Source organism: Microbacterium sp. JC 701, assembly GCF_021026215.1.
Lineage (GTDB): Bacteria > Actinomycetota > Actinomycetes > Actinomycetales > Microbacteriaceae > Microbacterium > Microbacterium algihabitans.
Genome location: NZ_JAJNCV010000003.1, coordinates 40,618 through 64,337 on the forward strand (window position 1 = coordinate 40,618; position 23,720 = coordinate 64,337).

22 protein-coding genes are annotated in these 23,720 nt (G+C 70.7%); 11 read left to right on the forward strand and 11 right to left on the reverse strand.

What is annotated here, in order from left to right:
- Nucleotides 1-42 precede the first annotated feature (42 nt).
- Both katG and LPW41_RS12020 read right to left on the reverse strand, forming a co-directional pair.
- Nucleotides 43-2,355, reverse strand: a complete 2,313-nt coding sequence (gene katG / locus LPW41_RS12015) for a catalase/peroxidase HPI (RefSeq protein WP_230704968.1) — start codon at nt 2,353-2,355, stop codon at nt 43-45.
- 242 nt (nt 2,356-2,597) lie between these two features.
- The gene (locus LPW41_RS12020; protein ID WP_186325480.1) at nt 2,598-3,812 is read right to left on the reverse strand and encodes an HAD-IA family hydrolase; all 1,215 of its coding nucleotides are present in this window, start codon (nt 3,810-3,812) and stop codon (nt 2,598-2,600) included.
- Between the two features lie 83 nt (nt 3,813-3,895).
- Between LPW41_RS12020 and LPW41_RS12025 the strand changes: the two genes are divergently transcribed.
- The 7 genes from LPW41_RS12025 (at nt 3,896) to LPW41_RS12055 (ending at nt 10,807) form a co-directional block, all read left to right on the forward strand.
- Nucleotides 3,896-5,290, forward strand: coding sequence for an L-fuculokinase (locus LPW41_RS12025; protein ID WP_230704969.1), 1,395 nt, complete (start codon nt 3,896-3,898; stop codon nt 5,288-5,290).
- Nucleotides 5,291-5,351: 61 nt separating this feature from the next.
- Nucleotides 5,352-6,239 carry a tagatose-bisphosphate aldolase gene (locus tag LPW41_RS12030; protein WP_144832132.1) on the forward strand — a complete coding sequence of 296 codons (888 nt, stop codon included), beginning with the start codon at nt 5,352-5,354 and terminating at the stop codon, nt 6,237-6,239.
- A gap of 189 nt (nt 6,240-6,428) precedes the next feature.
- A complete protein-coding gene (locus tag LPW41_RS12035; protein WP_144833095.1) occupies nt 6,429-7,400 on the forward strand; it encodes a LacI family DNA-binding transcriptional regulator in 972 nt (323 codons plus the stop codon).
- 234 nt (nt 7,401-7,634) lie between these two features.
- Nucleotides 7,635-8,279 carry a helix-turn-helix domain-containing protein gene (locus tag LPW41_RS12040; protein ID WP_144832135.1) on the forward strand — a complete coding sequence of 215 codons (645 nt, stop codon included), beginning with the start codon at nt 7,635-7,637 and terminating at the stop codon, nt 8,277-8,279.
- 22 nt (nt 8,280-8,301) lie between these two features.
- Nucleotides 8,302-8,763 carry a hypothetical protein gene (locus LPW41_RS12045; RefSeq protein WP_230704970.1) on the forward strand — a complete coding sequence of 154 codons (462 nt, stop codon included), beginning with the start codon at nt 8,302-8,304 and terminating at the stop codon, nt 8,761-8,763.
- Nucleotides 8,757-9,683, forward strand: a complete 927-nt coding sequence (locus LPW41_RS12050; protein WP_144832142.1) for a hypothetical protein — start codon at nt 8,757-8,759, stop codon at nt 9,681-9,683. The genes LPW41_RS12045 and LPW41_RS12050 overlap by 7 nt, the downstream gene beginning before the upstream one ends.
- Entirely contained in the window at nt 9,680-10,807 is a 1,128-nt protein-coding gene (locus tag LPW41_RS12055; protein ID WP_154097230.1) for a carboxylesterase, read from the forward strand. Before LPW41_RS12050 ends, LPW41_RS12055 begins: the two co-directional genes overlap by 4 nt.
- 185 nt (nt 10,808-10,992) lie before the next feature.
- On the opposite strand, the gene LPW41_RS12060 is transcribed toward LPW41_RS12055, so the two are convergent.
- From LPW41_RS12060 to LPW41_RS12080, 5 genes are all read right to left on the reverse strand, one after another.
- A complete protein-coding gene (locus tag LPW41_RS12060; protein WP_230704971.1) occupies nt 10,993-12,456 on the reverse strand; it encodes a mannitol dehydrogenase family protein in 1,464 nt (487 codons plus the stop codon).
- Nucleotides 12,457-12,839: 383 nt separating this feature from the next.
- Nucleotides 12,840-13,829, reverse strand: a complete 990-nt coding sequence (locus LPW41_RS12065) for an ABC transporter substrate-binding protein (protein ID WP_144832150.1) — start codon at nt 13,827-13,829, stop codon at nt 12,840-12,842.
- 75 nt (nt 13,830-13,904) lie between these two features.
- A complete protein-coding gene (locus LPW41_RS12070) occupies nt 13,905-14,990 on the reverse strand; it encodes an ABC transporter permease (RefSeq protein WP_144832152.1) in 1,086 nt (361 codons plus the stop codon).
- A complete protein-coding gene (locus LPW41_RS12075; protein WP_144832155.1) occupies nt 14,987-15,763 on the reverse strand; it encodes an ATP-binding cassette domain-containing protein in 777 nt (258 codons plus the stop codon). The genes LPW41_RS12070 and LPW41_RS12075 overlap by 4 nt, the downstream gene beginning before the upstream one ends.
- Nucleotides 15,760-16,458, reverse strand: coding sequence for a nucleoside/nucleotide kinase family protein (locus LPW41_RS12080; protein WP_154097232.1), 699 nt, complete (start codon nt 16,456-16,458; stop codon nt 15,760-15,762). Before LPW41_RS12080 ends, LPW41_RS12075 begins: the two co-directional genes overlap by 4 nt.
- A 237-nt stretch (nt 16,459-16,695) precedes the next feature.
- On the opposite strand from LPW41_RS12080, the gene LPW41_RS12085 reads away from it, so the two are divergent.
- Nucleotides 16,696-17,424: an SDR family oxidoreductase gene (locus LPW41_RS12085; protein WP_144785922.1), complete on the forward strand. Its 729-nt coding sequence runs from the start codon at nt 16,696-16,698 to the stop codon at nt 17,422-17,424.
- Between the two features lie 295 nt (nt 17,425-17,719).
- Here LPW41_RS12085 and LPW41_RS12090 read toward each other — a convergent pair whose 3' ends face one another.
- Both LPW41_RS12090 and LPW41_RS12095 read right to left on the reverse strand, forming a co-directional pair.
- The gene (locus LPW41_RS12090; RefSeq protein WP_154097234.1) at nt 17,720-18,967 is read right to left on the reverse strand and encodes a D-arabinono-1,4-lactone oxidase; all 1,248 of its coding nucleotides are present in this window, start codon (nt 18,965-18,967) and stop codon (nt 17,720-17,722) included.
- Between the two features lie 88 nt (nt 18,968-19,055).
- Nucleotides 19,056-20,216, reverse strand: a complete 1,161-nt coding sequence (locus LPW41_RS12095; protein ID WP_230704972.1) for an ROK family transcriptional regulator — start codon at nt 20,214-20,216, stop codon at nt 19,056-19,058.
- A gap of 69 nt (nt 20,217-20,285) precedes the next feature.
- Here LPW41_RS12095 and LPW41_RS12100 point away from each other — a divergent pair, with 69 nt between their 5' ends.
- Nucleotides 20,286-20,771, forward strand: coding sequence for a glutathione peroxidase (locus tag LPW41_RS12100; protein ID WP_056224130.1), 486 nt, complete (start codon nt 20,286-20,288; stop codon nt 20,769-20,771).
- 88 nt (nt 20,772-20,859) lie between these two features.
- A complete protein-coding gene (locus tag LPW41_RS12105) occupies nt 20,860-21,756 on the forward strand; it encodes a triacylglycerol lipase (protein WP_230704973.1) in 897 nt (298 codons plus the stop codon).
- A 12-nt stretch (nt 21,757-21,768) separates the two neighbouring features.
- On the opposite strand, the gene LPW41_RS12110 is transcribed toward LPW41_RS12105, so the two are convergent.
- Nucleotides 21,769-22,182, reverse strand: a complete 414-nt coding sequence (locus tag LPW41_RS12110; protein ID WP_230704974.1) for a PIN domain-containing protein — start codon at nt 22,180-22,182, stop codon at nt 21,769-21,771.
- Complete coding sequence (locus tag LPW41_RS12115) at nt 22,179-22,382, reverse strand: type II toxin-antitoxin system VapB family antitoxin (RefSeq protein ID WP_144785926.1); 204 nt, start codon at nt 22,380-22,382, stop codon at nt 22,179-22,181. Before LPW41_RS12115 ends, LPW41_RS12110 begins: the two co-directional genes overlap by 4 nt.
- Nucleotides 22,383-22,531: 149 nt before the next feature.
- On the opposite strand from LPW41_RS12115, the gene xylA reads away from it, so the two are divergent.
- Nucleotides 22,532-23,719 carry a xylose isomerase gene (xylA, locus tag LPW41_RS12120; RefSeq protein ID WP_056224126.1) on the forward strand — a complete coding sequence of 396 codons (1,188 nt, stop codon included), beginning with the start codon at nt 22,532-22,534 and terminating at the stop codon, nt 23,717-23,719.
- The last annotated feature ends 1 nt before the right edge of the window (nt 23,720 follow it).

Here is a 23,720-nt window from a genome sequence, read left to right on the forward strand (position 1 = left end):
CGTTGTGAGAGGGGGTGACCATCTGCAGAGGTGCAGCGCCGGTCAGGCGGCCATCACGCCGTAGCGCCGGTGGCCCTTGACGTCGTAGCGGTCCAGCATCATGACCTTCGACCACACCTGGGCGAAGTCGCGGACGAATCTCTCCTGTCCGTCGGTGCCGGCGTAGGCGTCGGCGATCGAGCGCAGCTGCGCGTTCGAGCCGAACACGAGGTCGTTCCTCGAGGCCCGCCAGCGTGCCTCACCGGTCGCCTGGACGCGGCCGGTGAAGGTCGACGCGGTGTCGTCGTCTTTCGTCCAGACCAGATCCGTGTCGGTCAGGTTGACGAAGAAATCCGTCGTCAGGACGCCGACGCGTTCCGTGAAGACACCTGTATCGGACCCGTCCCAGTTCGCGCCGAGGACGCGCAGGCCTGCGGTCAGGACGGTCCACTCGGGTGCGGTGAGCGTGAAGAGGTTCGCCTTGTCGAGGAACGCCGCCTCGGGGGCGACGCCGGGCGCGAACTGGTCGAATCGCTCCGACACGAAGTTGCGGAAGCCGTCCGCCACGGGCCGGAGCCACTCGAACATCTCGATGTCGGTGAGTTCCTGCGTCGTGTCGACGCGACCCGGGGTGAACGCGACGTCGACGTCGGAGCCCGCCGCCCGCGCCGCCCGCTCCACGGCGGCCGTGCCGGCGAGCACGATGAGGTCGGCAAGCGACACCTGCCGCCCGCCCGACGACGCGGCGAACTCCGCTTGCACCGACCGCAGCGCGTCGACCACCGGGATGGTGCGGCGGTTGATCGCCCAGTCCTTCTGGGGCGAGAGGGCGAGACGGCCACCGTTCGCACCGCCGCGCTTGTCGCTGTCGCGATAGGTCGACGCGGCGGCATAGGCCGTGTAGACGAGGTCGGACACGGACGCCCCCGTCGCGATGACGGCCTCTTTGAGGCTCGCCACATCCGCTTCGTCGAGGGCGGTTCCCTCGGCGTCGGGCAGGGGATCCTGCCAGAGCAGGTCGTCGGCGATGGTGACCTCGGGTCCGAGGTAGCGGTGCTTCGGGCCCATGTCGCGATGCGTGAGCTTGTACCAGGCCTTCGAGAACGCCAGCGTGAAGAGGTCGAAGTCGGCCAGGAAGCGTTCGCACACGGCCCGGTACGCCGGGTCGACCTTCAGGGCGATGTCCGAGGTCATCATCATCAGCGGGTTCATCTGCCCGGGCACGTGCGCGTCGGGGGTCTTCGGCGCGTTGGGGTCGGTGGGAGTCCACTGCAGGGCGCCGGCCGGGCTCTTCGTCTGCTCCCAGTCGAACGCGAACAGGTTCTCGAGGTAGGTGTTGTCCCACTGGATCGGGTTCGGGGTCCAGCTGCCCTCGATGCCGTTGGTCGAGGTGTTCTCGGCGTTGCCGCTGCCCACCGGGTTGTGCCATCCGAGACCCATCGACTCGATCGGCGCCAGCTCGGGCGAGGGGCCGATCTTCGACGCGGGTACCTGGCCGTGGCTCTTGCCGAACGCGTGGCCGCCGGCGATCAGCGCGACGGTCTCCTCATCGTTCATCGCCATGCGGGTGAAGGTGATGCGGATGTCGCGCGCCGAGCCCATCGGGTCGCCGTTGGCGTACGGTCCCTCGGGGTTGACGTAGATCAGGGCCTGGTGCGAGGCGGCCAAGGGGCTCTGCAGGTCGTAGTCCGCGTCGCCGTTCTCGCCGTGCCAGCGTTCGTCACGACTGACCATCTCGTCGGGGCTCTGAACGTTGTGCGGGTTCCAGACCTCGGGGCCCCACCAGGTGCCGTCGTCGGGCTCCCACGCATCGAGTCGTCCTCCGGCGAAGCCGTAGGTCGGCAGTCCCATCAACTCGAGCGAGCAATTGCCGGTCAACACCATGAGGTCGGCCCACGACAGCGCGTTGCCGTACTTGTGCTTGATCGGCTGCAGCAGACGGCGGGATTTGTCGGTGTTGCCGTTGTCCCACCAGCTGCCGATCGGTGCGAATCGCTGCATCGCCGTTCCCGCCCCGCCGCGTCCGTCGGCGATGCGGTACGTGCCCGCGGCGTGCCAGGCCATGCGGATCATCTGCGGGCCGTAGTTGCCGTAATCCGCCGGCCACCAGTCGACCGAGGTGGTGAGCAGTTCTTTGATGTCGGCCTTGAGCGCGTCGAGATCGATCGTGGCGAACGCCGCCGCGTAGTCGAAGTCGGCACCGAGCGGGTCGGCGGCGACGCCGTTGCGGTGCAGCAGCTCGACCTTCAACCGCTGCGGATACCAGCCGTCGAGGCTCGGCGCCTGGCCGAAGGTGCCGCCGAGGTGATCGCCGCCGGCCGGGAGATCGCCGGCCATGTGGTAGCTGCAGGTATTGGTCCTGTCATCCGAACTCATGGGTGCTCTTTCTGGTCTCGAGGGGGAGAGCAACTTCGTCGAGTTCGGGTGCGACACGAGGCGGCGGCCGCTCACTCTGTCCGATCAAGAGCCTGAAGATGCGCGATTGAGCCCAGAGTAAGCAGCGTCCGGTGGGCGCGCTACGGACGAGAGAGAACACTCAGCCGATGCGTCGATGGTCCTAAACTGTGCGGCTTGTGTCCGCTGAGCTCGGCTCGGGCGTCGTCGTGGCGGTCGCGTGATCAGGCCGGGGCGAGCCGGAGCGCGCCGGATGCCGTGACCTCGAGCCGCACGGCATCCAGCCCGTCGACGACGAGGTCGGCCGTCAGTTCCTCTTCGGCGGTCGTGCCGGTGAGGGCGATCACCGCGCAGCCGGCGGCGCGGGCGGCGGCGATGCCGGCGGGGGCGTCTTCGACGACGAGGCAGCGGTCCGGCGAGAAACCGAGCCGCTCGGCCGCCAGCAGGAACGGCTCGGGGTCGGGCTTGCCGTTGACCACGTCGTCGACGGTCACGAACACCGCCGGCTTCGCGTAGCCGGCCGCGGCCAGGCGGGCCGTGGCGATCGGCACGGATCCCGAGGTGACGATCGCGCGGCGCTCGGCCGGGACGGCGTCGAAGAAGACGTCGGCCCCGCGGATGGGCTGCAGGCCCACGGCATCGGTCACCTCGAGGTCGGTGACGTGCGCGAGGGCCTCCGCGTGGCGATCGGCGGGGAGCAGGGCCCCCACGAGGGTGCGTGCGGGCTGGCCGTGGTTGGCGTGCAGCGCCTCCATCGACACCTCGAAGTGCTCGGCGAAGCGACGCCAGGAGCGCACGACGGATGCCGTGGAGTCGACGAGCGTGCCGTCGAGGTCGAAGAGCACGGCGTCGAACTCGCGGGAGAAGATCTCGGCGTCAGCGGGCACCGGACGTCGGATGCCGAGTGCGGGTAGCACGCGCGCGAGCTGCTGCGCGGTCGAGAGCTCGGCGTCGACGCCGAGCACTTCGATCGCCGGGGCGACGGCGGGGGTGTCGGGGCGGTGCGCGTCGCGGGCGGCGGCTCGATCGGCGCGACGGGAGGCCAGCACGGACGGGTCTCCGTCGACGTGCACGACGACGGGCGCGGTGGGGAAGAACGCATCGCGCAGCGCCTGCCACTCGTCGCCCCCGGCGAGTTCGGCGCTGAAGGGTGCCACCACGACGACGCGGCCCGCGGTCGAGAGCACGTCGGCCGCCGTCGCACGCAGTGCCGCGTACCGGCCGGCTCGGATCTCGGCCGCGAAAGGCGAGGTGAGCCAGTGGCCGCCCAGCGCATCGGCGGGGAGGGCGTCGAGCAGGGGAGTCGTCACGCTGTCGAGGTCGACGAGCGCAGCACCGAGCTCGGCGGCGATCGCGCGGCCCAGGGTGCTCTTGCCGCTGCCGGCGGGTCCGGCGACGACGACGGCGAGCGAATCGGGTATTTGACACGGCGACGGCATACCCCCACCATAGACGTAGCAAGTCACCGGTGTCATGCTTGAAATTCCGGGACTCGAAGAAGTTCCGGAAAGGACGGCCGCTCATGCAAGACACCGGTGTCACGGCATCCGCCCCCGCTGATGTTCCCGCCGCCGCGGCTCTGCGCCTGCACGGGGGGATCGACCTCGGCAGCACGGGCGTGAAGATGCTCGTCATCGACGACCACGGCACCGAGATCGCCAGCGCCCAGGTGCCCACCCCGTGGCGCGTGGGCGAGGGCGGAACGACCGACATCGACGCCGACGACCTGCTCGCCGCCGTCCGCGCGCTCGTCGGATTCGTCGACGCCCAGCTCGCGCCGCTCACGCCCGAGCCGCTGGCCTCGCTGGCCGTCGCGGGCATGGGCGAGACCGGGATCCTCATCGACGCCGACGGTCGCGCCGTCGCCCCCGGCTTCGCGTGGTTCGATCCGCGCGGGTGGGAGCAGATCGCGGTCTTCCCGGATGCCGTGCGCACCGAGTTCGCCGGACGCACGGGCCTGCCGCTCGGCGCGCAGGTGAGCGTCGCGAAGCTCGCCTGGCTGCGCGACCAGGGCACCTCGCTCGCGGGCCTGCGCTGGCTCGACCTGCCCGAGTTCGTCGTCGCGGCCCTCGGCGGCGACGTCGCCCTCGAGCTCTCGCTCGCCTCGCGCACGGGCCTCATCGACCAGGACTCCGGCGCCGCCTGGCCCGCGATGCTCGACGCACTCGGCGTCGACGCCGACCTGCTGCCGCCGCTGCGCGGAGGCGGTCTGCCCTGGGGCACGGCATCCGACGCCTTCGGCCCGCGACTCGCGGGCGCCGCGCTCACCGTCGCCGGCCACGACCACCTCGTCGCCGCGCAGGCCAACGGCACGCTCGACGCCGACGGCTACCACGTCTCGCTCGGCACCGCCGAGGTGCTGCTGCGCGTTCTCGACGAACCCCTCGGCTTCGCGGCGCGGCAGCGTCTGGCCGACGCCCTCATCAACGAGGTGCGTCACGTCGTCCCCGGCAAGCACGTGCTCGTCGCCGGAGTGAAGACCGGCCTGCTGCTGCGGCGCGCCCTGCACGCCGCGGGCATCAGCGACCGCGCCGGGCGCGACGCCCTCGACGCCGCCGTCATGGCTCTGCCGTACGAGGGAGAGCTCCCCGCCGGCGCGATCGAGGTCACCGGTGCGCGCAACGACGACGGCGTGCTGCGCCTGACCCTGCACACCGAGGCGTCACCCGCGGAGATCTTCGGTGCGGTGCTCCGGCACAGCAACGACGAGGTCGCCGCCCTTATCGAGGCCATGGACCGCGAGGTCGCGCCGGCGACCCGCTCCACCCTCACCGGCGGCTGGGCGGGCATGGCGAGCGTCCGCCGCGCGCGCGCCGAAGTGCTTCCCGATCCGTCCCTGTCCACCCGTGAGCAGGACGTCGCGTGGGGAGCCGCCGACATGGCGCGGCGCCTCGTCTCGGCATCCGTCCCCTCCTGACTTCCCACCCGCCGCGCCCGTCCCGATCGGACGCGCGAACAGACCCCAGAGAAGAGAGATCATGAACGAACTCACCACGCTCGAGCGCCGCGCGCTCCAGTCGATCAGCACCCCCGAGGGGCACATGCTCATCGTCGCCGCCGACCAGCGCAACGGCATGAAAGCCGCCATCAAGGACGCCCCGAACGGCTCCGACGCGATCTCGCGCGAAGAGCTCGCCGAGGTGAAGGCCGACCTCGTGCGCCACCTCGCCAACCACGCACCGGCCATCCTGCTCGACCCCGAGGTCGCGCTGCCCCAGATCGTCGACGACGGTGTGCTCGACCGCGACACCGGGCTCGTCGTGGGCCTGGACGCCTCGGGCTTCGAGACCGTCGACGGCCTGAAGTACACCCGCTTCGTGCCGGGTGTCACCCCTCGCACGGTGCGCGACATGGGCGGCACCGTCGCCAAGATGCTGTACTACACCCGCCCCGACAAGCAGGATGCCGACTCCCGCGTCGCGCAGGAGATCCGCGACCTGGTGCAGGCGTGCGACGACGAGGGACTGCTGCTCATCGTCGAGCTGCTGACCTACCAGCTCGAGGACGAGAGTGACGAGGAGTACAAGGCGAAGTTCGCCGACCTGGTCGTCGACGGGGCCGCGCTCGCCGTGGCGTGCGGCTCGAAGATCCTCAAGCTCCAGTACCCCGGCTCCGCCGAGGCGAGCGCCCGTGTGACCGAGGTCGCCCAGGGCGTGCCGTGGGCCGTGCTGTCGGCCGGCGTTGACCACGAGACCTTCATCGAGCAGGTGCGCACCGCCGTCGCGAACGGCGCCTCGGGTGCCATGGCCGGTCGATCGCTCTGGAAGGACAGCCTCTCGATCGACGCCGCTCGTCGCGAGGAGCTGCTCTCGGGTCGTGCCCTGCCGCGTCTGCGCGAGCTCGCCGACGCCGTCGACGGGCGCTGAGATGACCTCGCCCGCGCGGCGGTCGATCCCTCCGCGGGTGCACGCGGGGGAGGGTCGGTACGCCGCCGCGCGGGCGGGGTGCCCCTCGACGCGCGAGGCCGCGCTGACACGGGGGCACGCAGACCGGCGGATAGGGTGGCGATTCGACCCCGTCCCGCCCATTCACCTCGGAGGTGCCTCGTGACGACCATGCGCGATGTCGCCCTGCGCGCGGGCGTCAGCACCAAGACCGTGTCGCGCGTGTTCAACGACGACCCCCATGTGCTCCCCGACACGCGCGCGCTGGTCGAAACCGCGATGCGCGAGCTGAACTACGTGCCCAACGCACTCGCGACCACCTTCCGCGCGGGGCGCGCCTCGGTGATCGGCGTGGCCGTCCCCGACGTCGTCGACCCGTTCTTCGCCGCGATCGCGCGTGCCGTCGAAGACACCGCGCGCAGCCACGGCCTCTCGACGCTCGTGACGAGCCTCGGCGAAGACCCGGATGACGAGAGGCCGGCGCTCGAATCGCTGCTCGGTCGACAGTTGACGGGGCTGGTGATCGCCCCCGTGGGGACCGACCACTCGTGGCTCGAGCGCTGGCGCGGGCACACCCCCATCGTCTTCGTCGACCGCGCCCCGGCGGGTCTGCACACCGACACCTTCACCGAGAACGACGAGGCCGGCGCCCACCTGGCGACGAGCCACCTCGTCTCGCACGGCCACCGGCGCATCGCCTACCTCGGCGACCGGGTGCACCTGTCGACCGAGACCAAGCGCATCGACGGCTGGCGCCGCGCGCTCACCGAGGCCGGGATCGAGATCGACGAACAGCTGGTCGTCTCGCAGGTGTCGGACCGTGGGTCCGCGGCATCCGCCCTCGAAGACCTCCGCGCCCTGGCCGAACCGCCCACGGCCCTGTTCTCGGCCAACGCGCGCTCGTCGATGGCGCTCGCCCACGTGCTGCGCGGCGCCCCGATGCCCTTCGTCGGGTTCGGCGACTTCCCGATGGCCGACACGCTGACCCCCTCGGTCACCGTCATCGACCAGGACCCGCGCCGCATCGGCGCGCTCGCCGCCGAGCGGGTGTTCGCACGCCTCGAGCCCGACGCGGGCCTGGGGCTCGACGAGGTGACCGTCATCGACGTCTCACTCGTCGAGCGGGAGTCCTGCGGACTCTGATCGTCGCGGTGCACGCGCAGCGGAGGCGAGCGAGCGCGGCGCCCCCCAACGGCGCCGCACCCGCTGCCGACGACCGGAGCGCATGGCGCATCCGATCTGCGCGAGCGGGGGTCCCCCACGGCCGCCCTGCTCACGGTGGTTTCCATCCAAGCACAGCGACTCGTAAATAGCATCCAATGCATGTTCGTAAATACAACCCCTGACGTGCCGAAGGGTGACGTCTAGGATCGACACGTGGGTCGCGGCGCTGTCGGACCGCCCTCGCGGTACTCCCGCCGAGTGGTGGCGAATGTGGATCGCCTCCGTCAGGCCAAGGGCCTCACGGTGGGCGAGCTGCTGACGCGCGCCGGCATGACGAAGAGCTACTACCAGTCGCGCGCCGGCTTCTCTCTGCCCTACAACACGAACGACATCGAGGCACTCGCCGCGGCCCTCGGAGTGAGCCCCGAAGAGCTCGCCAACCCGGCTGCCGCGCCCCGCATCGAGATGCGCGTACCGGCGGGTCCGATCGCCGAACGCGTGCGACGTCTCATCGCGAGCCACGGCTCACGAGAGTCGGATCTCCTCGCCGTTCTCGACGGCATCGACCCGGCCCTGGCCGAGAGCGCGCGGGCGCTGCTCGCCGCGACGACCAACACGGTCGTGCTCGACGAAGAAGTGCTGCGCGCCGTCACCGAATGGGCGGACGTGCCGGCCGAATACCTCACCGACTACACCGACGAGACGGTCACCGATCGCACCGAGGCGGAGCTCGAACTGCGCGGGGCGATGCGCGAGGCCGGGGCCAGCAGCATTCAGTTCCGGGCCCTCGGCGAGATGTCCCCCGACGCGTTGCGCGCCATCGCCCGGTCGCTGCGCGGCAGGCCGCCCGCGACGTGAGCGGACGCAAGGGGGAACGGTCGTGAACGAGTCGGACGAGATCCTCACTCGCGTGCGTGAGCGCGGAGACGCGGCGTTCCGCCGCGCCGCACTGACCCCGGGGATGACCTTCGACGACGTCGTCGCGGCGGTCGAGAAGGCCCTCGAGGTCCGCTTGACCATCGTGCCCGAGATCGACACGGCGCACTGGGGCACGATGACCGGCTTCCTGGCGTATTTCGCCGATCGGCGCGCGGGCAGCATCCACGTGCGGGCCTCGGATGCCACCGTCTACAGCCAGTTCGCCGCCTCGCACGAACTGGGGCATCTTCTCGATGACGCGCACTGCTCGGGGGCGCTGCACGAGCGCTCCGCGGCGTCGCCCCACGCCGCTCCCGGCCTCACGACTCCGGAATACGAGGCGGAACTCGTCGCGGAGCACGTCGCTCACCGCATCGCGCGTCTGCTGTACGCCTCGCCGAGGGTGGCCGAGTCGTCATGGTGACGGTGCTGCTCATCGATGCGGCGCTCGCGGGGTTGCTCCTCGTGGTGGTGCTGCGAGCGCGGGTCGCGTGGCAGCAGCCGCGGGCACGCATCGCGTGGCTCGCCGCCGCGGTCGGGGTGGTGGCGCTGCTCACCCAGGGCACGGTGGTGCCGCTCGAGGTGCTCGACGGTGCACTCGGGGGCACGAACGTGCTGAAGCTGGTGCAGAACGTGCTCACGATGGTCGCGCTGTGGCTCGGCGTGCAGGCGGGCACCGCCCCGGTGACCGCCCGCGTGCGCACCCTGCGGTGGCGTGTGCCGATCGTGCTCGGCGTCGTGTTCGTCGTCGTCTTCTTCGCCGCCATGCCCGACAGGACCGCGTCGTCGTTCTTTTTCTTGGAAGAGGCCGCAGCCACCTCGACCGGCGCCTGGTTCTACGGCGTGGTGCACATGGCCGGGATCGCCTTCGTCGGGGCGCTGCTCTGCGCGTCGGCGAGGGTGTCGCTGACGCGCACGCGGGTGTTCTTCCGCCTCGGTGCCGTGGGGATCGTGGCGGGATGCGTCAGCGAGATCGTCGATCTGACCCTCACGCGCTTCTTCGCCCCGAACGCCGTCGTCAGCGCCCTGTTCGACCCGCTGTTCTACCTCGGTGTCGTCTCGTTCGTCATCGGGATCTTCGTGGCCTCGAGGACCACCACCGCGATCCACCGACGTGGCGAGACGTTGCTCGCGCGTGTCGACGAGGTCGCTCGTGAACGCGGTGTGAGCATGCCGCCGGGGCTCGCCGCCGATGCGGTCGCCGACACGCGTCTGCACGCTCTGCGGGTCGCGATCGAAGACGCCGCCATCGCCACCTCGACGCCGCTCGCGGCCGATCAGCGCGCCCTGCTCGACGACGTCGACGCCCACCTCACCCGTCAGACCTCGGGAGCTCGCTCATGATTCGTTCGCTCGCCATCGGCGCCGGTGCGACCGCCGCGACCGTCGCCCTCGCGCACACCGCCCTCGCCGGGTACGTCGCGCGGAGGCTGATCGCACCGCGCGCACCGAAGGTGTTCTCGCCCGCCCTGATCAAGGGCGACACCGTCTCGGTCCCCGCCACGGCCGACAGTCTGCAACCGGGCACCTACGGTCTGCGGCTCGACGACGGGTCGCACCTGAGGGTCGGCGAGGTGGTCCGCACCGACGGCGACCGCGTGGTGCGCACCGTGCTCGAACGTCCCTCGGGTCTCGCAGACGGCGAGGTGATCGCCGCGTGGACCTCGCAGAACATCGGCGCCCCCGAAGACGTCGGTCCCACACGGCACGTGTCGATTCCGCTCCGCCGCGGCGGGGTGGCCGAGGCGTGGGAGATCGGCGACGAGGCCACGGCCGACGGGCGGTGGACCATCCACGTGCACGGCCTGCGCTCGAGCCGCAACGGTGCGCTGCGGTCGGCTCCGGCGACCGTCGACGCCGGGTGGACGTCGCTCGTCGTGTCGTACGCCGGCGACGAGGAGTGCGCCCCCGCCGACACCCTGCCCTCGACGCTCGGCACGCGCGAGTGGCGCGACGTCGACGACGCCATCGCCTACGCGGTGGAACGCGGGGCACGCGAGATCGTGCTCGTGGCCTGGTCGATGGGCGGCACCATCGCGATGCTCGCGGCGGAGCAGTCGGCCCATCGCGACGCCCTCGTCGGGCTCGTGCTCGTCGCCCCGGCGCTGGACTGGACGCGCATCGTCGAGAACGCCGTGGCATCCGCTCACCTGCCGCGCACCGTGGCGGCCGCCTCGATGCGCGTGCTCGGCAGCCCCGTGGGTGCCCGTGCGCTCGGCCTCGTCGAAGCCGTCGACGCCCGCGCGCTGACCTGGGTCGGACCGCAGCGCCCGGGTCCCGGCATCCCGACCCTCATCGTGCACAGCAGGGTCGACCCGGTGGTGCCGTTCTCGGGGTCGGTCGCCTACGTCGAACGGCATCCGGATGCCGAGCTCCTGGCGTTCGACGCCACCGGACACTGCAACGAGGCCAACCAGGAGACCGAGCGCTTCCACGACGGGATCGCCGGGTGGTTGCGGCGTCTCTGAGAGGACGAGGGTCGCTGAGATCGTCGGAGGTCCCTGGGCTTGTCGGAGGTCCCTGGGCTTGTCGAAGGTCCCTGGGCTTGTCGGAGGTGCCTGAGCCTGTCGAAGGTCCCTGAGCCTGTCGAAGGGACCGGCAAGGAGCGGGGGCCGATAGCTCCGACAGGCTCAGCCGCCTGCGTTCGCGGGACTCACGCGCCGTTGACTTCGGCGATCGCGCCACGGGCGCCGCGCGCGGCCAGCGACGCGCGGGCCGCCAGGTAGGCCTCGCGCAAGCGCGGGTTCTGCCCGAGGTCGCCGAAGACCGGCGCGTAGTCGAGCAGTCTTGCGGGATCGTCCGCGACGATCGCGCGCAGCTCGTCGAGACGACTGTCGACGGCCGGGGTCTGCTCGCCCGACTCGGTCCGCCCCTCGAGGAAGACGCTCCAGCCCGCGAGCACGAGGGCCGCGTGGTCGATGCGTCCGCCCGAGGCGAGCTGCTCGCGCACGACGGGCAGCAGGAACTTCGGCAGGCGGTCCGAGCCGTCGACGACCTGACGCGCGAGGGTGTCGCGGATCGCCTCGCTGCCGAAACGGGCGATGAGCTGGTCGCAGTACGCGTCGAGGTCGATCCCCGGAACCGCACGCAGCGTCGGGATCGCCTCGTCGTGCATGTAGCCCTGCAGGAAGTCGATGAACAGCGGGTCGGTGCACACCTCGTGCACGTAGTGCGCGCCCGAGAGGATGCCGAGGTAGCTCATCGCCTGGTGCGAGGCGTTGAGCAGGCGCAGCTTCATCAGTTCGTAGGGCTCGACGTCGTCGACGAGCTGCACCCCGACCTCGTCGAATGGCGGGCGGCCGGCGGGGAAGGCGTCTTCGAGAACCCACTGCTCGAACGACTCGCTGCGCACCGGCCAACGGTCGCGGATGCCGAACTCCGAGGCGATCGCGTCGCGCGTCTCGTCGGTGGTCACGGGGGTGATGCGGTCGACCATCGAGTTCGGGAACGACACGTTCTCGGCGATCCAGCCCGACAGCGCGGCGTCGCGCCGCTCGGCGAAACCGAGCAGGGCGGCGCGGGCGACGTGTCCGTTGCCCTGGATGTTGTCGCACGACATGACGGTGAAGGCCGGGATGCCGGCATCCCGGCGTCGGCGGAGAGCCTCGGTGAGCAGGCCCATGACGCTGCGCGGAGGGGTCGCTCCGTCGAGGTCGGCCAGGGTCGCCTCGTCGCGCGGGGCGTAGTCGCCGGTGGCGTCGTCGATGCCGTAACCGCCCTCGGTGATGGTGAGCGAGACGATCGCGGTGTCGGGGTCGGCGAGCTTGGCGGCGACCGCCTCGGGGTCGTCGGGCACGAAGAGGTACTCGACGATCGAGCCCACGACGCGCGCCGCGGAGGTGCCGTCGGGGGCGGTGGTGACGAGGGTGTAGAGGTCGTCTTGCGCGGCGAGGGCATCGCGCATGGCCGCGTCGAACGACAAGACCCCGACCCCGCACAGGCCCCACTCGGTGTGGCCGGCTTCGAGCAGGCGGTCGAGGTACATGGCCTCGTGCGCCCGGTGGAAGCCGCCCACACCGAAGTGCACGATGCGCGAGCGCACGGCCGACCTGTCGTACGTCGGAACGGAGACGTTCGCCGCGAGGGAGGGGAGGGCGGCGGCGGTGAGGTCGGTCATGCGGGGCTCCGTGGTTCGTGGAGAGGGGCGGGTGAGCGAGTCCGGTGGCTGAGCCTGTCGAAGCCTCCGGGCGGGAGGGGCGGGTGGTCCCGGGCCCTTCGACAAGCTCAGGGACCTGGGGTTGCGCGAGTCCGGGGGCTGGTGGTCCCGGTCCCTTCGACAGGCTCCGGGACCTGGCGTGGCGGGAGCCGGGTGGGTCCCGGCCCTTCGACAGGCTCAGGGACCTGGCGTGGCGTGAGGGGTGGGCGGGTTCGGGGCGGATTCCGTCGTTCGGGGCGGGATTTTCTCGCCCCGAACAACGAAACCCGCCCCAAACCGAGAGGAGAGGGGCGGATGCCGGGACCCGGGCAGTCGCTCCGGATCCCGGCATCCGGGATCGAACGTCAGCAGCTGGACTTGTACACCGCGTCCTTGCCGTCGGTGTCGATGTTGTCCTTGGTGAGGATGGTGAAGCCGGTCTGGATCTTGGCTTCGGTGGGCTCGCCCTTGAGGGCGGCGATGGCCTGCTGCACGCCGTCCTGGCCGATGGTGGCGGGCTCCTGCGCGACGAGGGCCTGCACGGTGCCGGCCTCGAGGGCCTTCACCTGCGCGGGACCAGCGTCGAAGCCGACGATCGTGACCTGACCCTGCTTGCCGGCCTGCTGCACACCCGTGGCGGAGCCCTCGGCGGCGAACAGGTTGGCGGCGAAGATGCCGACGATGTCGGGGTCCTTCTGCAGGGCCGCGGTGACGATCTCGGCGGCGGTGGAGGGCTCGTTGTGCGAGTACTGCACGCCCACGGAGCTGAACTTGCTGTCCTTGGCGACGGCGTCTTCGAAGCCCTGGGCACGCGCGTCGGTCGTCGACACACCCGGGTCGGTCGAGACGACGAGCACCTTGCCGCCGTTGGGGTTGGCCTTCTGGATCGCCTCGAACGCCGCGGCGCCGCCGCCGTTGTTGTCGGAGGAGATCTGCGAGACCGCGCCGGAGGGGTCTTCCAGCGTCGTGTCGACGAGGACCACCTTGATGCCGGCGGCCTCGGCCGCCGCGATGGGCGCCTGCATGGCGGACACGTCGGTGGGGGCGATCAGCAGCGCGTCGGGCTTGGAGGCGACGACGGCGTCGACGATGGGCTTCTGCAGGGTCGGGTCGAACTTCTCGGGGCCCTGCGTGGTGACGGTCGCGCCTTCCTTCTCGGCCTCGGCCTGGATGCCGCACTGCATGGAGATGTAGAACTCATCTCCGGCGACGCCCTGCACGAACGCGATCTTGTAACCGCCGTCCGACCCGCCCGACGCGCCGCCGGACGCCGAGCCGCCCGAGCAGCCCGCGAGGGTGAGGGTCGCCGCCACACCGAAGACCGCCAGCGCGGTCGCCTTGTTGTTCCACTTCATTGTGATCACCGTTCTTGTTTCGAGTACTGCTGTCGGGTTGGTAAGGGATGGAGAGGGAATGGATGCCGCCGCGGCTCAGCCGCGCCGACCTCCGCTGAGGAATTTGCGCCAGAGGCCCTGCGAGTTGCCGCGGGTGGCGGCGGTGCGGCGCACCTGGTCGACGTAGACCGCCGTGATCAGCACCGCGCCCACCGCGACCTGCTGCCAGAAGGGCTGCACGCCCGTGATGACGAAGCCGTTCTGCAGCACCGCGGGGATGAACAGGCCCACGACGGTGCCCATGATCGTGCCGACGCCGCCGAAGAGCGAAGTGCCGCCGATCACGACGGCCGCGATCACGTTCAGGTTGGTCTGCGACTGTCCCGCGATCGCGGTGGTCGAGAACTGCGAGAGCGACAGGATGCCGCCGAGCCCGGCCAGGGCGCCGGAGATCGTGTAGATCTTGATCAGCTGCGCGTCGACCTTCACACCGACCCGGCGGGCGGCGATCTCGCTCGATCCGACGGCCAGCGTGTAGAGGCCGAACTTCGTGTAGTGCAGCACGATCGCGCCGATCACGACGACCACGAGCGCGATGACGCTGATGATCGGGACGGTGCCGAAGACGTTGCCGTAACCGATCGAGACGGTCAGCACGGTGGGCACGTCGCGCACGTCGACGCCACCGGTGAGGATCTGCGCGAGACCCAGCGCCATGCCGAGCGAGCCCAGCGTGACGATGAGCGGCGGGATCTTGGCCTTCGCGATGAGGAAGCCGTTCAGAAGCCCCCAGCACACGCCGCTCAGGACGGCGACGATGATGCCGACGGTGGCGACGCCCCAGCCTTCGCCGCCGAGGGCGCGCATCGTCAGCGCCGATACGACGCCCGAGAAGACGAGGACGGAGCCGACCGAGAGGTCGATGCCGGCGGTGATGATCACGTAGGTCATGCCGACCGCGAGCACCGCGAGGATCGAGGCGTTCTGGATGATCAGGCGGAAGTTCGACCACTGCGCGAAGGACTCGGGCGCGATGATGCTGAAGACGATGATGATCGCGAGCAGCACCAGGAGGATCTGGAACGCCTGGGTACGCAGCACCGCGCGGAACGGGTTGACCTTCTGGTTGTCGTCGAACGTGCCGATGGCGACGGTCTCGGTGGGAGGAGTCTTGGTGCTCACTTCTGGTCGTCCTTCGTGACGGCGCCGGTCATGAGTCCGACGAGCTCTTCCATGGAGGTGTCTTTGGCGTTGATGTTGGCGACGCGGGTGCCCAGGCGCAGGACCTGGATACGGTCCGACACGTCGATGACGTGGGGCATCGAGTGCGAGATGAAGACCACGGCGATGCCCTTGTCGCGCACGCGCCGGATGGTTTCGAGCACGTTCTTGGTCTGACGCACGCCGAGCGCAGCGGTCGGTTCGTCGAGGAACACCACTCGTGAGGCCCAGTGCACCGCGCGGGCGATCGCGATCGCCTGGCGCTGGCCGCCGGACATCTCGCCGACGGGGGAGGTGAGGCTGCGGACGGTGGCGCCGAGTTCGTCGAACGCGTCGCGGGAGGCCTTCGCCATGTCCTTGGTCTTCATGAAGCCCAGGGCACCGGCGAGGCCCGGGCGGCGGATCTCGCGGCCCAGGTACATGTTCTGCACCGGGTCGAGGTGAGGGGCGAGCGCGAGGTCCTGGTAGACCGTCTCGATGCCGAGGCCGGAGGCGACCTGGGGGTTCGACATGTCGATGGGCTTGCCGTCGAAGAGGATTTCGCCCTCGTCGATCGCGAGGTTGCCCGAGAGGGCCTTCACGAGCGTCGACTTGCCGGCGCCGTTGTCGCCGATGAGGGCGGTGACCTCTCCGGGGTAGACCTCGAAGTCGACGTTGTGCAGGGCGCGGACGGACCCGAACTGGCGCGAGAGACCCCGCGCCTGCAGCACGGGCGTGGCCGTGGTGGTGCTCATGAAGAAGCTCCTTCGTGGTGGCCGACGCCGCCGGCGGCGGCGTCGGAGACGGTGACGACGAGGTCGGCGCGCTCGCGCCCGCGCTCGACGACGAGGGCGTTGCGCTCGTCGACCTCGCGGACCCAGGCGACGGCTTCGTCGTAGGGGTGGTCGTGGGAGAGGCGGCGCGCGACGAGGCGCTCCCGGCGCGCGTGCGAGTCGATGTCGAGGAACCACACCTCGTCGAGGCGGGAGGCGACGGCATCCCACCCGAACTCGTCGTGGAGCAGGTAGTTGCCCTCGGTGATGACGAGCGGAACTTCCGCGGGGACGAGCACCGCTGAGCCGATGGACTCCTCGAGGGTGCGGTCGAACCGGGGGGCGTAGACCTCGTGGCCGGCGCGGATGCGATCGAGCAGGGCGATGTAGCCCTCGACGTCGAAGGTGTCGGGAGCGCCCTTGCGGTCGCGACGACCGAGTCGCACGAGTTCTTCGTTGGCGAGGTGGAAGCCGTCCATGCCCACGAGCACCGCGTCGTCGCCGAGGGCAGCGAGCAGGGCGTCGCTCACTGTCGACTTGCCCGCGCCGGGGGTGCCGGCCACGCCCAGGATGCGTCGTTCGCCCGACGCCGCGAGCTGCCGGGCACGGGCGACGAGATCGTCGAGGTGCACGGTCGCGGCGGCGGTCGTCGCGTCGTTCTCCGAGGTGTGGGTCACAGCGGTGTGGTCCTTCCGGGCGACGCACCACGGCGGAGTGCTGCGTCGATGAAGCGGGTCCGGCGGGGGTGTCCACCGGTCGAACTCCGGTTACGGTAAGCCCACCGTGACACCGGTGTCAAGGTCCGTGATCAATTCGTCATGACACCGAAGTCATCCGCGTGATTCTGTGGTTATCATGGGCCCCGGCGACACTGCCGTCGTCCTCGACTCCCGGACCCGTGAAAGAGCCCACCCATGACCGAATTCACCGACCGCACCATCCTCGTCACCGGAGCCGGTGGCGGCATCGGCGGGGCGACCGTTCGTCACCTCGTCGCCGCCGGCGCGACGGTCCTCGCCGCCGGTCGCGACGCCGACAGCGTCGCCGCGATCAGCGCCGAGACCGGTGCGGAGCCCGTCGTGTTCGACCTCGAATCCGAAGACGAGATCCGCGCGGCCATCGAGGGTCGCGACATCTACGGCGTCGTCAACTGCGGCGGCTGGGGCGGCGAGATCGCGACCCCGATGGACACCGACATCGACGTCTTCGACAAGGTCATGCGCATCAACGCCCGCGGCTCGCTGCTGGTCACCAAGTACGCCTCGCGCGAGATGATCCGCGTCGGCAAGGGCGGGGCGATCGTCAACGTCTCGAGCCAGGCGAGCCTCGTCGCCCTCTCGGGTCACATCTCGTACGGATCGTCGAAGGCCGCCCTCGACAACATCACGCGGGTCTCCGCCCTCGAGCTCGGCGGCTACGGCATCCGCGTCAACAGCGTGAACCCCACGGTCGTCATGACCCCGATGTCGGCCTGGTACTGGGGGCGTCCCGACATCGAGGGCCCCTTCCTCGAGGCCATGCCGCTGCACAAGTGGGCCACCGAGGACGACATCGCGGCCCCGATCGTGTTCCTGCTCGGCGACGGCGCGGGAATGATCTCGGGCGTCTCGCTCCCCATCGACGGCGGCTACTCCAGCCGCTGATCCCGGATGCCGTGAGGCGGCGCCGCGGTGGGCGGCGTCGTCTCGTGGTGAAGTGTTGGCGGCACGCGGGTTCCGGTCCCTTCGACAGGCTCAGGGACCTGGGTGAGGCTCAGGGACCTGGGTGGGGCGGGGGTTCCGGTCCCTTCGACAGGCTCAGGGACCTGGGTGACGCTGAGGGACCTGGGTGGGGCGGGGGTTCCGGTCCCTTCGACAGGCTCAGGGACCTGGGCGAGGCTCAGGGACCTGGGTGAGGCTCAGGGACCTGGATGACGCTCAGGGACCTGAATGGGGCTGATCAGTCGCCGAAGATGCGCCGCAGGTAGGCGTTGCGGAAGACGCCGCGGGGGTCGGCCTCGCGGGCGACCGCGGCGAAATCGTGCGCGCGTGCCAGCGTCGCGAGGATCCGCTCGCCGGGCATGGTGAACGCCTTGCCCCAGTGCGGCCGCGCGTCGAACGGCGCGAGGGCTGCCTCGACGTGCGGAAGGGCCGACAGCACCCCCGCGGTGTCGTTGCGCCACGTGAAGTGGATCGCGAGGACGTCGCGCTGATACGCGGGGCTCAGCCACAGCTCGTCGGCGGCGACCGTGCGCAGCTCGGTCACCAGGAGGTGCTCGGCGAAGCCCGGGGCGATCTCGCGGACGGCCGCGAGGGCCTCGGCCGCCGAGCTCAGCGGAACGAAGTACTCCGACTGGATCTCATCGCCGTCGCTGGGGAGGGCGTCAGCGCGGAAGTGCGGCAGGCGCGTGTGCCACGGGCCGGAGGTTCCGCGCGGCGTCGTGTTGTCGACGGTGCGGATGCTGCCGAGGTGGATGTCATCGCCGACGGCGGTGCCGCCGAGTTCTTCGACCCACGTCGGAGACCCCGTGTCGCTCTTGGCCCAGACCAGGTCGTGCGCGGGGTCTCCCCAGGTCGTGAAGATGCTGACGCTTCGCGAGCCGCCGAGCACGGCGATCGGGTCGGCGATGATGTCGGCCCAAGCGACTCCGGTGTACGCCTGCTGCGTGACGGCGTAGGTCGGTTCGGTGCGCAGCTCGAGGGCCGTCACCACGCCCAGGGCGCCGATGCTGAGCGCGGCGGCGCCGAACCACGGGTGGGCTTCGTCGATGCGGTGCGTGCGGCCCTCGGCATCCATCAGCTCGACGCCCGTCACGGCGCTCGAGAGATTGCCGTTGCGAACGCCTGAACCGTGGGTGCCGGTCGCCGTCGCGCCGGCCACGGAGATGTGGGGGAGTGACCCGAGGTTGTGCAGCGCGCGGCCCTCGGCTTCGAGCACGGGAGCCAGCTGGGCGAAGGTCAGGAGCCCCTCGACACGCGCCCGGTCACCGGAGATGTCGATGCGCGTGGGCATCTTCTCGAGCGACACGAGGGTGGACTCGCTGTCGGCGACGTCGTTGAACGTGTGGCGGGTCGCCTGCACGCGCAGATGATCGGCGGATGCCACGACCTCGGCCAATTCGTCGGGCCCGGTCGGCAGCAGCACCTCGCGGGCACGGTACTGATGGTTGCCCGACCAGGTGGCCCCGGCGGAACGTGTCTCGATCATCGGTTCTCCTCTCGTCGTCGCTCACCCATCCTGCCCCGGACCTCCGACATGGGGGCGCGCGTGGAGGGTTTCGGGAGGTGTTCCGCGCTCAGCGGGCCGGGAAGAGCGCGGCCTCGAACACGGCCTCGGCCGCGCCCACCAGCAGACGGTTCTCGCCGAGCTCGGCGGCTGCCAGGCGCAGACCCTCCGCGCAGGCGGGGATGGTCTGCGCGCGCACCGCGGCGTCGAGACCGGGCAGGTCGAGGTCGCCGAGGATCGCGAGAAACCCGCCCAGCACGATGACCGCGGGGTTCATCACGTTCGCGGCGTTGGCGAGGGCGGTGGCGAGGATCCGGCGCTGTCGATCGGTCTCGGCCCGCACCGCCGCATCGGTGTTGCGGGTGAGCGCCGCTGCGAGGGCCGCGTCGTCAGCGCCCTCGATGCCGAGCGCTCTCAGCAGCAGCGACCGGCTGACCTCGTCTTCGAGCACCCCCTCGGGCGCGCGACGGTCGTCGGGATCGGCGATGCCGGGCCTGTTCTGCCCGAACTCCCCGGCGTAGCCGCCCGCCCCGCCCAGCGGCATCCCGCCGACGATCACCGCCCCGCCGATACCGCTCGCGCCGCCGTTGAGGTAGACGACGTCGTGCGCTCCGCGCGCGGCCCCGAACAGGTGCTCGGCCACGGCGCCCAGCGCCGCGTCGTTGGCGACGTGGGTGGGCAGGCCCGTGGCATCCGTCATCAGACCGGCGAGGGCGGCGTCGATCCACCCGAGGTGCGGGGCTTCGCGTACGAGCCCGTCGGATGCGCGCACCGGACCGGGGACGGCGACCCCCACGCCCACGAGACGGGAGTCGGCGAGCGGCCCGCGGCGCCAGGAATCGAGGCGGATGCCGACGAGCTCGGCCGTGCGCTCGGGCGTGAGCAGCGTCGACTGGTCGAGGCGTTCGCGCGCGATGATCGACCCGTCCAGGGCGACCGCTGCGATGTCGAGGGCGTCGACCTCGGGGTTCACGGCGACGGCGACGACGCGCGGGTCGGGCTCGACGATGGGGGAGGGGCGGCCGACGCGGCCCTGCGCCTCGGACGCCCGTTCGACGACGAGTCCCGCGCGCTGCAATTCGCCCACGAGGTCGGCGATGGTCGAGCGGTTCAGGCCCGTCGCCTCGGTCAGCGCGGCGCGCGAGCGCGGTCCCTCACGGTGCACGGTGCGCAGCACGAGGGCCAGATTGGCGCGGCGCATGCCGTCGCCCCGGCTGCCCGCGGTGACCATCCGACCACTGTGCCACGGGCGGGGCCGATTCCCACCCCGACCACAACCGCGCGGTGCCAGGATCGGAGCATGGACCTTTCCGGCATCCCCATCACGACCATCCGCGGCGAGCAGACGACCTTCGGCGAGCTGACCGACGGCAAGGCCGCCCTCGTGGTGAACGTCGCCTCGCGATGCGGCCTCGCCCCGCAGTACGAGGCGCTCGAGGCGCTGCACAAGAAGTACGCCGACCGCGGTTTCACGGTGATCGGCTTCCCCAGCAACCAGTTCCTGCAGGAGCTCAGCGACGAGGACAAGATCGCCGAGTACTGCTCGGCGACGTGGGGCGTGACCTTCCCGATGTCGGAGAAGGTCAAGATCAACGGGCGCAGCGCCCACCCCCTGTACAAGGAGCTCACGACGACTCCGGATGCCGAGGGCAAGACCGGCCGCATCTCGTGGAACTTCGAGAAGTTCGTCGTCGCCCCCGATGGCCGGGTGACCCGTTTCAGCCCGCGGACGCTGCCCGACGCCCCCGAGGTCGTCGCCGCGATCGAGGACGCGCTCCCGGCCTGATCCCCCCCTCAGCCAGGCGCGCGGGTGTCCCCGCGATGTCGGGGGTGTGCCCTAATCTGAGCGGCATCCGACCCTCTGAGGAGTTGCCGTGGCCGATGCCGTCGTTCTCGTCTCCGGCGGCGCTGCCGTCACCCCGTTCACCGACACCGACCGGGCGGCCGGGTCGGGGCTCGCGGCGGGCAACACGTTGACCGCCCTCCGCGAGCACCACCGTGCGGCCGGGCGGCAGGTCTTCACCGCTCCGGCCCGCATCGGTGCGGGGACGGTCGAAGCGGATGCCGGGTGGCAGGGCTTCGGCGACGTCCCGGTCGTGCTGCCCGCCGAGCTGACGATCAACGCCGTCGGCGCGGTCGACCACGCGGGCGTGGCGCTCGCCGCATTCCTCCGCTGGCTCTCCGTCGAGTACGCCGTTTCGAGTGTCGATCTCGTCGCGCACTCCATGGGCGGTCTGTTCTCGCGCGCGGCGATCCGCGAGCTGGCCGGGGCGGCCCCGCGGGTGGACCACCTCGTGACCCTCGGCACGCCCTGGGACGGCGCGGTGCTCGGCGACGCCGTCGCGGGCGACATCACGGATGCCGACGCGCACGGCGACCCGGCGACCACGACGATCCTCGACCAGGCGCGTGCCTATGCGGCGGCGAACTCGCAAGGGGCGGCCGAGCAGGTGTCACGGCGGTTCCTCCGCACCTGGAACGAGGCGCAGGCCGGAGTGCTCGACGACGTGGCGGTCACGGCGATCGGGGCGGGGTACTTCGCCGCCGCCACCGAGCCGGCGCAGCTCTGGCCGCACGACGGGCTCGTGTCGTTGCGCAGCGGTCGGGCCGACGATGTGCCGGCGGCCGTCGTCCCTCGCATCGATCGGCACTCCTTCCCCGACCACGTGCACAGCATCTTCTTCGCCGACGGGTTCGGCCTGCCGTGGGAGCGCGCGCTGACGTGGGATCCGCAGGTCTTCGACGTGGTCGACGCCGCTCTCCGGCGGTGATCCGAGCGGGAGTCAGTTCGTCGGTGCGACGTATTCGTACGCCAGATCGCTCACCGCGGCGATGTGAGCGAAGTTGTGATCAGAACTCAGGACCGTCGCGTCGTTCGCGATGGCGTACGCCGCGATCAGGATGTCGACGGTGCCCGCGGCACGCACGAGGCCGGCGTTCCAGAGTGCGGACTGGATGCCGACGGCGAGCGTCTCGTCCGGTGCCCGTTCGAGAGAGAATCCCAGCGAGATCTGCTCGCGGTAGTGCGCGCGTTCCTCGGGCGAGCATGCGCTGTGGCAGAATTCCACCACCTGCGGCGGGCACGTCACGAAAAGGTCGGAAGGGGATCGGGCGATGCGTTCGAGCCGATCGCGGATGGCCGGGTCGCCTGAGGCCAAGCGCGCCCAGACCGAGTTGTCGACGAGGTAGTCGGTCACGACGTCGAGGCGACAGGCGAATCGAGCCCGGCCTCGAGGTCCGTCAGTCCGGCGATTCCGGCGATCATCGCGTCCTTCTGCTGGGAAGCGATGAGACGGCGGAGGGCGAGGTCGAGGACCGCGCGATTCGAGGGTTCTCCGGTGAGGATCCGCGCGCGTTCGATGAGTCGTGGATCGAGGTCGACGCTGGTCAGTGCCATGGCAGGCCCCCTTTGTTATATATCTCAGTATATGTCGGCCGATGTAGTCAGAGGGGGTGGACGCCGCGGCATCCGGGATATATGTTGTGAGCACCAACAAACCCGCTGCGCGCCACCGCGCGCTCGTGCGTCCATGCGAAGGAGCAGGAATGCCCACCCCCACCCGCGACGACAAGTTCTCGTTCGGTCTCTGGACCGTCGGCTACAACGGCACCGACCCCTTCGGCGGCCCCACACGTGAGCCCCTCGACGTCGTGCACGTCGTCGAGAAGCTCGCCGAGCTCGGCGCCTACGGCCTGACCTTCCACGACGACGACCTCTTCGCCTTCGGCTCCACCGACGCCGAGCGTCAGAAGCAGATCGACCGCCTCAAGGGCGCGATGAGCGACACCGGCATCGTCACGCCGATGGTGACCACCAACCTCTTCTCGGCCCCCGTCTTCAAGGACGGCGGCTTCACCTCGAACGACCGCCAGGTGCGTCGTTTCGCGCTGCGCAAGGTGCTGCGCAACCTCGACCTCGCCGCCGAGCTCGGTGCGAAGACCTTCGTCATGTGGGGCGGCCGTGAGGGGGCCGAGTACGACTCCGCGAAGGACATCCGCCAGGCGCTCGAGCGCTACCGCGAGGCCGTCAACCTGCTCGGCGACTACGTCACCGACAAGGGCTACGACATCCGCTTCGCCATCGAGCCCAAGCCCAACGAGCCCCGCGGCGACATCCTGCTGCCCACGCTCGGACACGCGATCGCGTTCATCGACTCGCTCGAGCGCCCCGAGCTGGTGGGCCTGAACCCCGAGGTCGGCCACGAGCAGATGGCGGGCCTGAACTTCGCCGCGGGCATCGCCCAGGCGCTGTACCACGGCAAGCTCTTCCACATCGACCTCAACGGTCAGCGCGGCATCAAGTACGACCAGGACCTCGTGTTCGGCCACGGCGATCTGCACAACGCCTTCGCGCTCGTCGACCTGCTCGAGAACGGCGGCCCCGGCGGCGTGCCCGCGTACGACGGCCCCCGTCACTTCGACTACAAGCCCTCGCGCACCGAGGACGAGACCGGTGTCTGGGACTCCGTGTCGGCCAACATGAACACCTACCTGCTGCTCAAGGAGCGCGCCGCGGCCTTCCGCGCCGACCCCGAGGTGCAGGCAGCTCTCGAGGCCGCCAAGGTCGCCGAGCTCGCGCAGCCGACGCTGAACGAGGGCGAGACCTACGACGACTTCCTCGCCGACCGCTCGGCCTACGAGGACTTCGACACCGACGCGTACCTCGGCGGCAAGGGCTTCGGCTTCGTCCGCCTGCAGCAGCTCGCCACCGAGCACCTGCTCGGCGCGCGCTGAG

Excerpts from the sequence above, each read along its gene's own strand:
- xylA (WP_056224126.1), top strand. The coding sequence starts at position 22,532 with ATGCCCACCCCCACCCGCGACGACAAGTTCTCGTTCGGTCTCTGGACC.
- LPW41_RS12050 (WP_144832142.1), top strand. The coding sequence starts at position 8,757 with ATGGTGACGGTGCTGCTCATCGATGCGGCGCTCGCGGGGTTGCTCCTC.
- LPW41_RS12055 (WP_154097230.1), top strand. The coding sequence starts at position 9,680 with ATGATTCGTTCGCTCGCCATCGGCGCCGGTGCGACCGCCGCGACCGTC.
- LPW41_RS12065 (WP_144832150.1), bottom strand. The coding sequence starts at position 13,829 with ATGAAGTGGAACAACAAGGCGACCGCGCTGGCGGTCTTCGGTGTGGCG.
- LPW41_RS12020 (WP_186325480.1), bottom strand. The coding sequence starts at position 3,812 with ATGCCGTCGCCGTGTCAAATACCCGATTCGCTCGCCGTCGTCGTCGCC.
- LPW41_RS12115 (WP_144785926.1), bottom strand. The coding sequence starts at position 22,382 with ATGGCACTGACCAGCGTCGACCTCGATCCACGACTCATCGAACGCGCG.
- LPW41_RS12095 (WP_230704972.1), bottom strand. The coding sequence starts at position 20,216 with ATGGTCACCGCGGGCAGCCGGGGCGACGGCATGCGCCGCGCCAATCTG.
- LPW41_RS12100 (WP_056224130.1), top strand. The coding sequence starts at position 20,286 with ATGGACCTTTCCGGCATCCCCATCACGACCATCCGCGGCGAGCAGACG.
- LPW41_RS12030 (WP_144832132.1), top strand. The coding sequence starts at position 5,352 with ATGAACGAACTCACCACGCTCGAGCGCCGCGCGCTCCAGTCGATCAGC.
- LPW41_RS12090 (WP_154097234.1), bottom strand. The coding sequence starts at position 18,967 with ATGATCGAGACACGTTCCGCCGGGGCCACCTGGTCGGGCAACCATCAG.
- katG (WP_230704968.1), bottom strand. The coding sequence starts at position 2,355 with ATGAGTTCGGATGACAGGACCAATACCTGCAGCTACCACATGGCCGGC.
- LPW41_RS12075 (WP_144832155.1), bottom strand. The coding sequence starts at position 15,763 with ATGAGCACCACCACGGCCACGCCCGTGCTGCAGGCGCGGGGTCTCTCG.
- LPW41_RS12035 (WP_144833095.1), top strand. The coding sequence starts at position 6,429 with ATGCGCGATGTCGCCCTGCGCGCGGGCGTCAGCACCAAGACCGTGTCG.
- LPW41_RS12060 (WP_230704971.1), bottom strand. The coding sequence starts at position 12,456 with ATGACCGACCTCACCGCCGCCGCCCTCCCCTCCCTCGCGGCGAACGTC.
- LPW41_RS12085 (WP_144785922.1), top strand. The coding sequence starts at position 16,696 with ATGACCGAATTCACCGACCGCACCATCCTCGTCACCGGAGCCGGTGGC.
- LPW41_RS12025 (WP_230704969.1), top strand. The coding sequence starts at position 3,896 with ATGCAAGACACCGGTGTCACGGCATCCGCCCCCGCTGATGTTCCCGCC.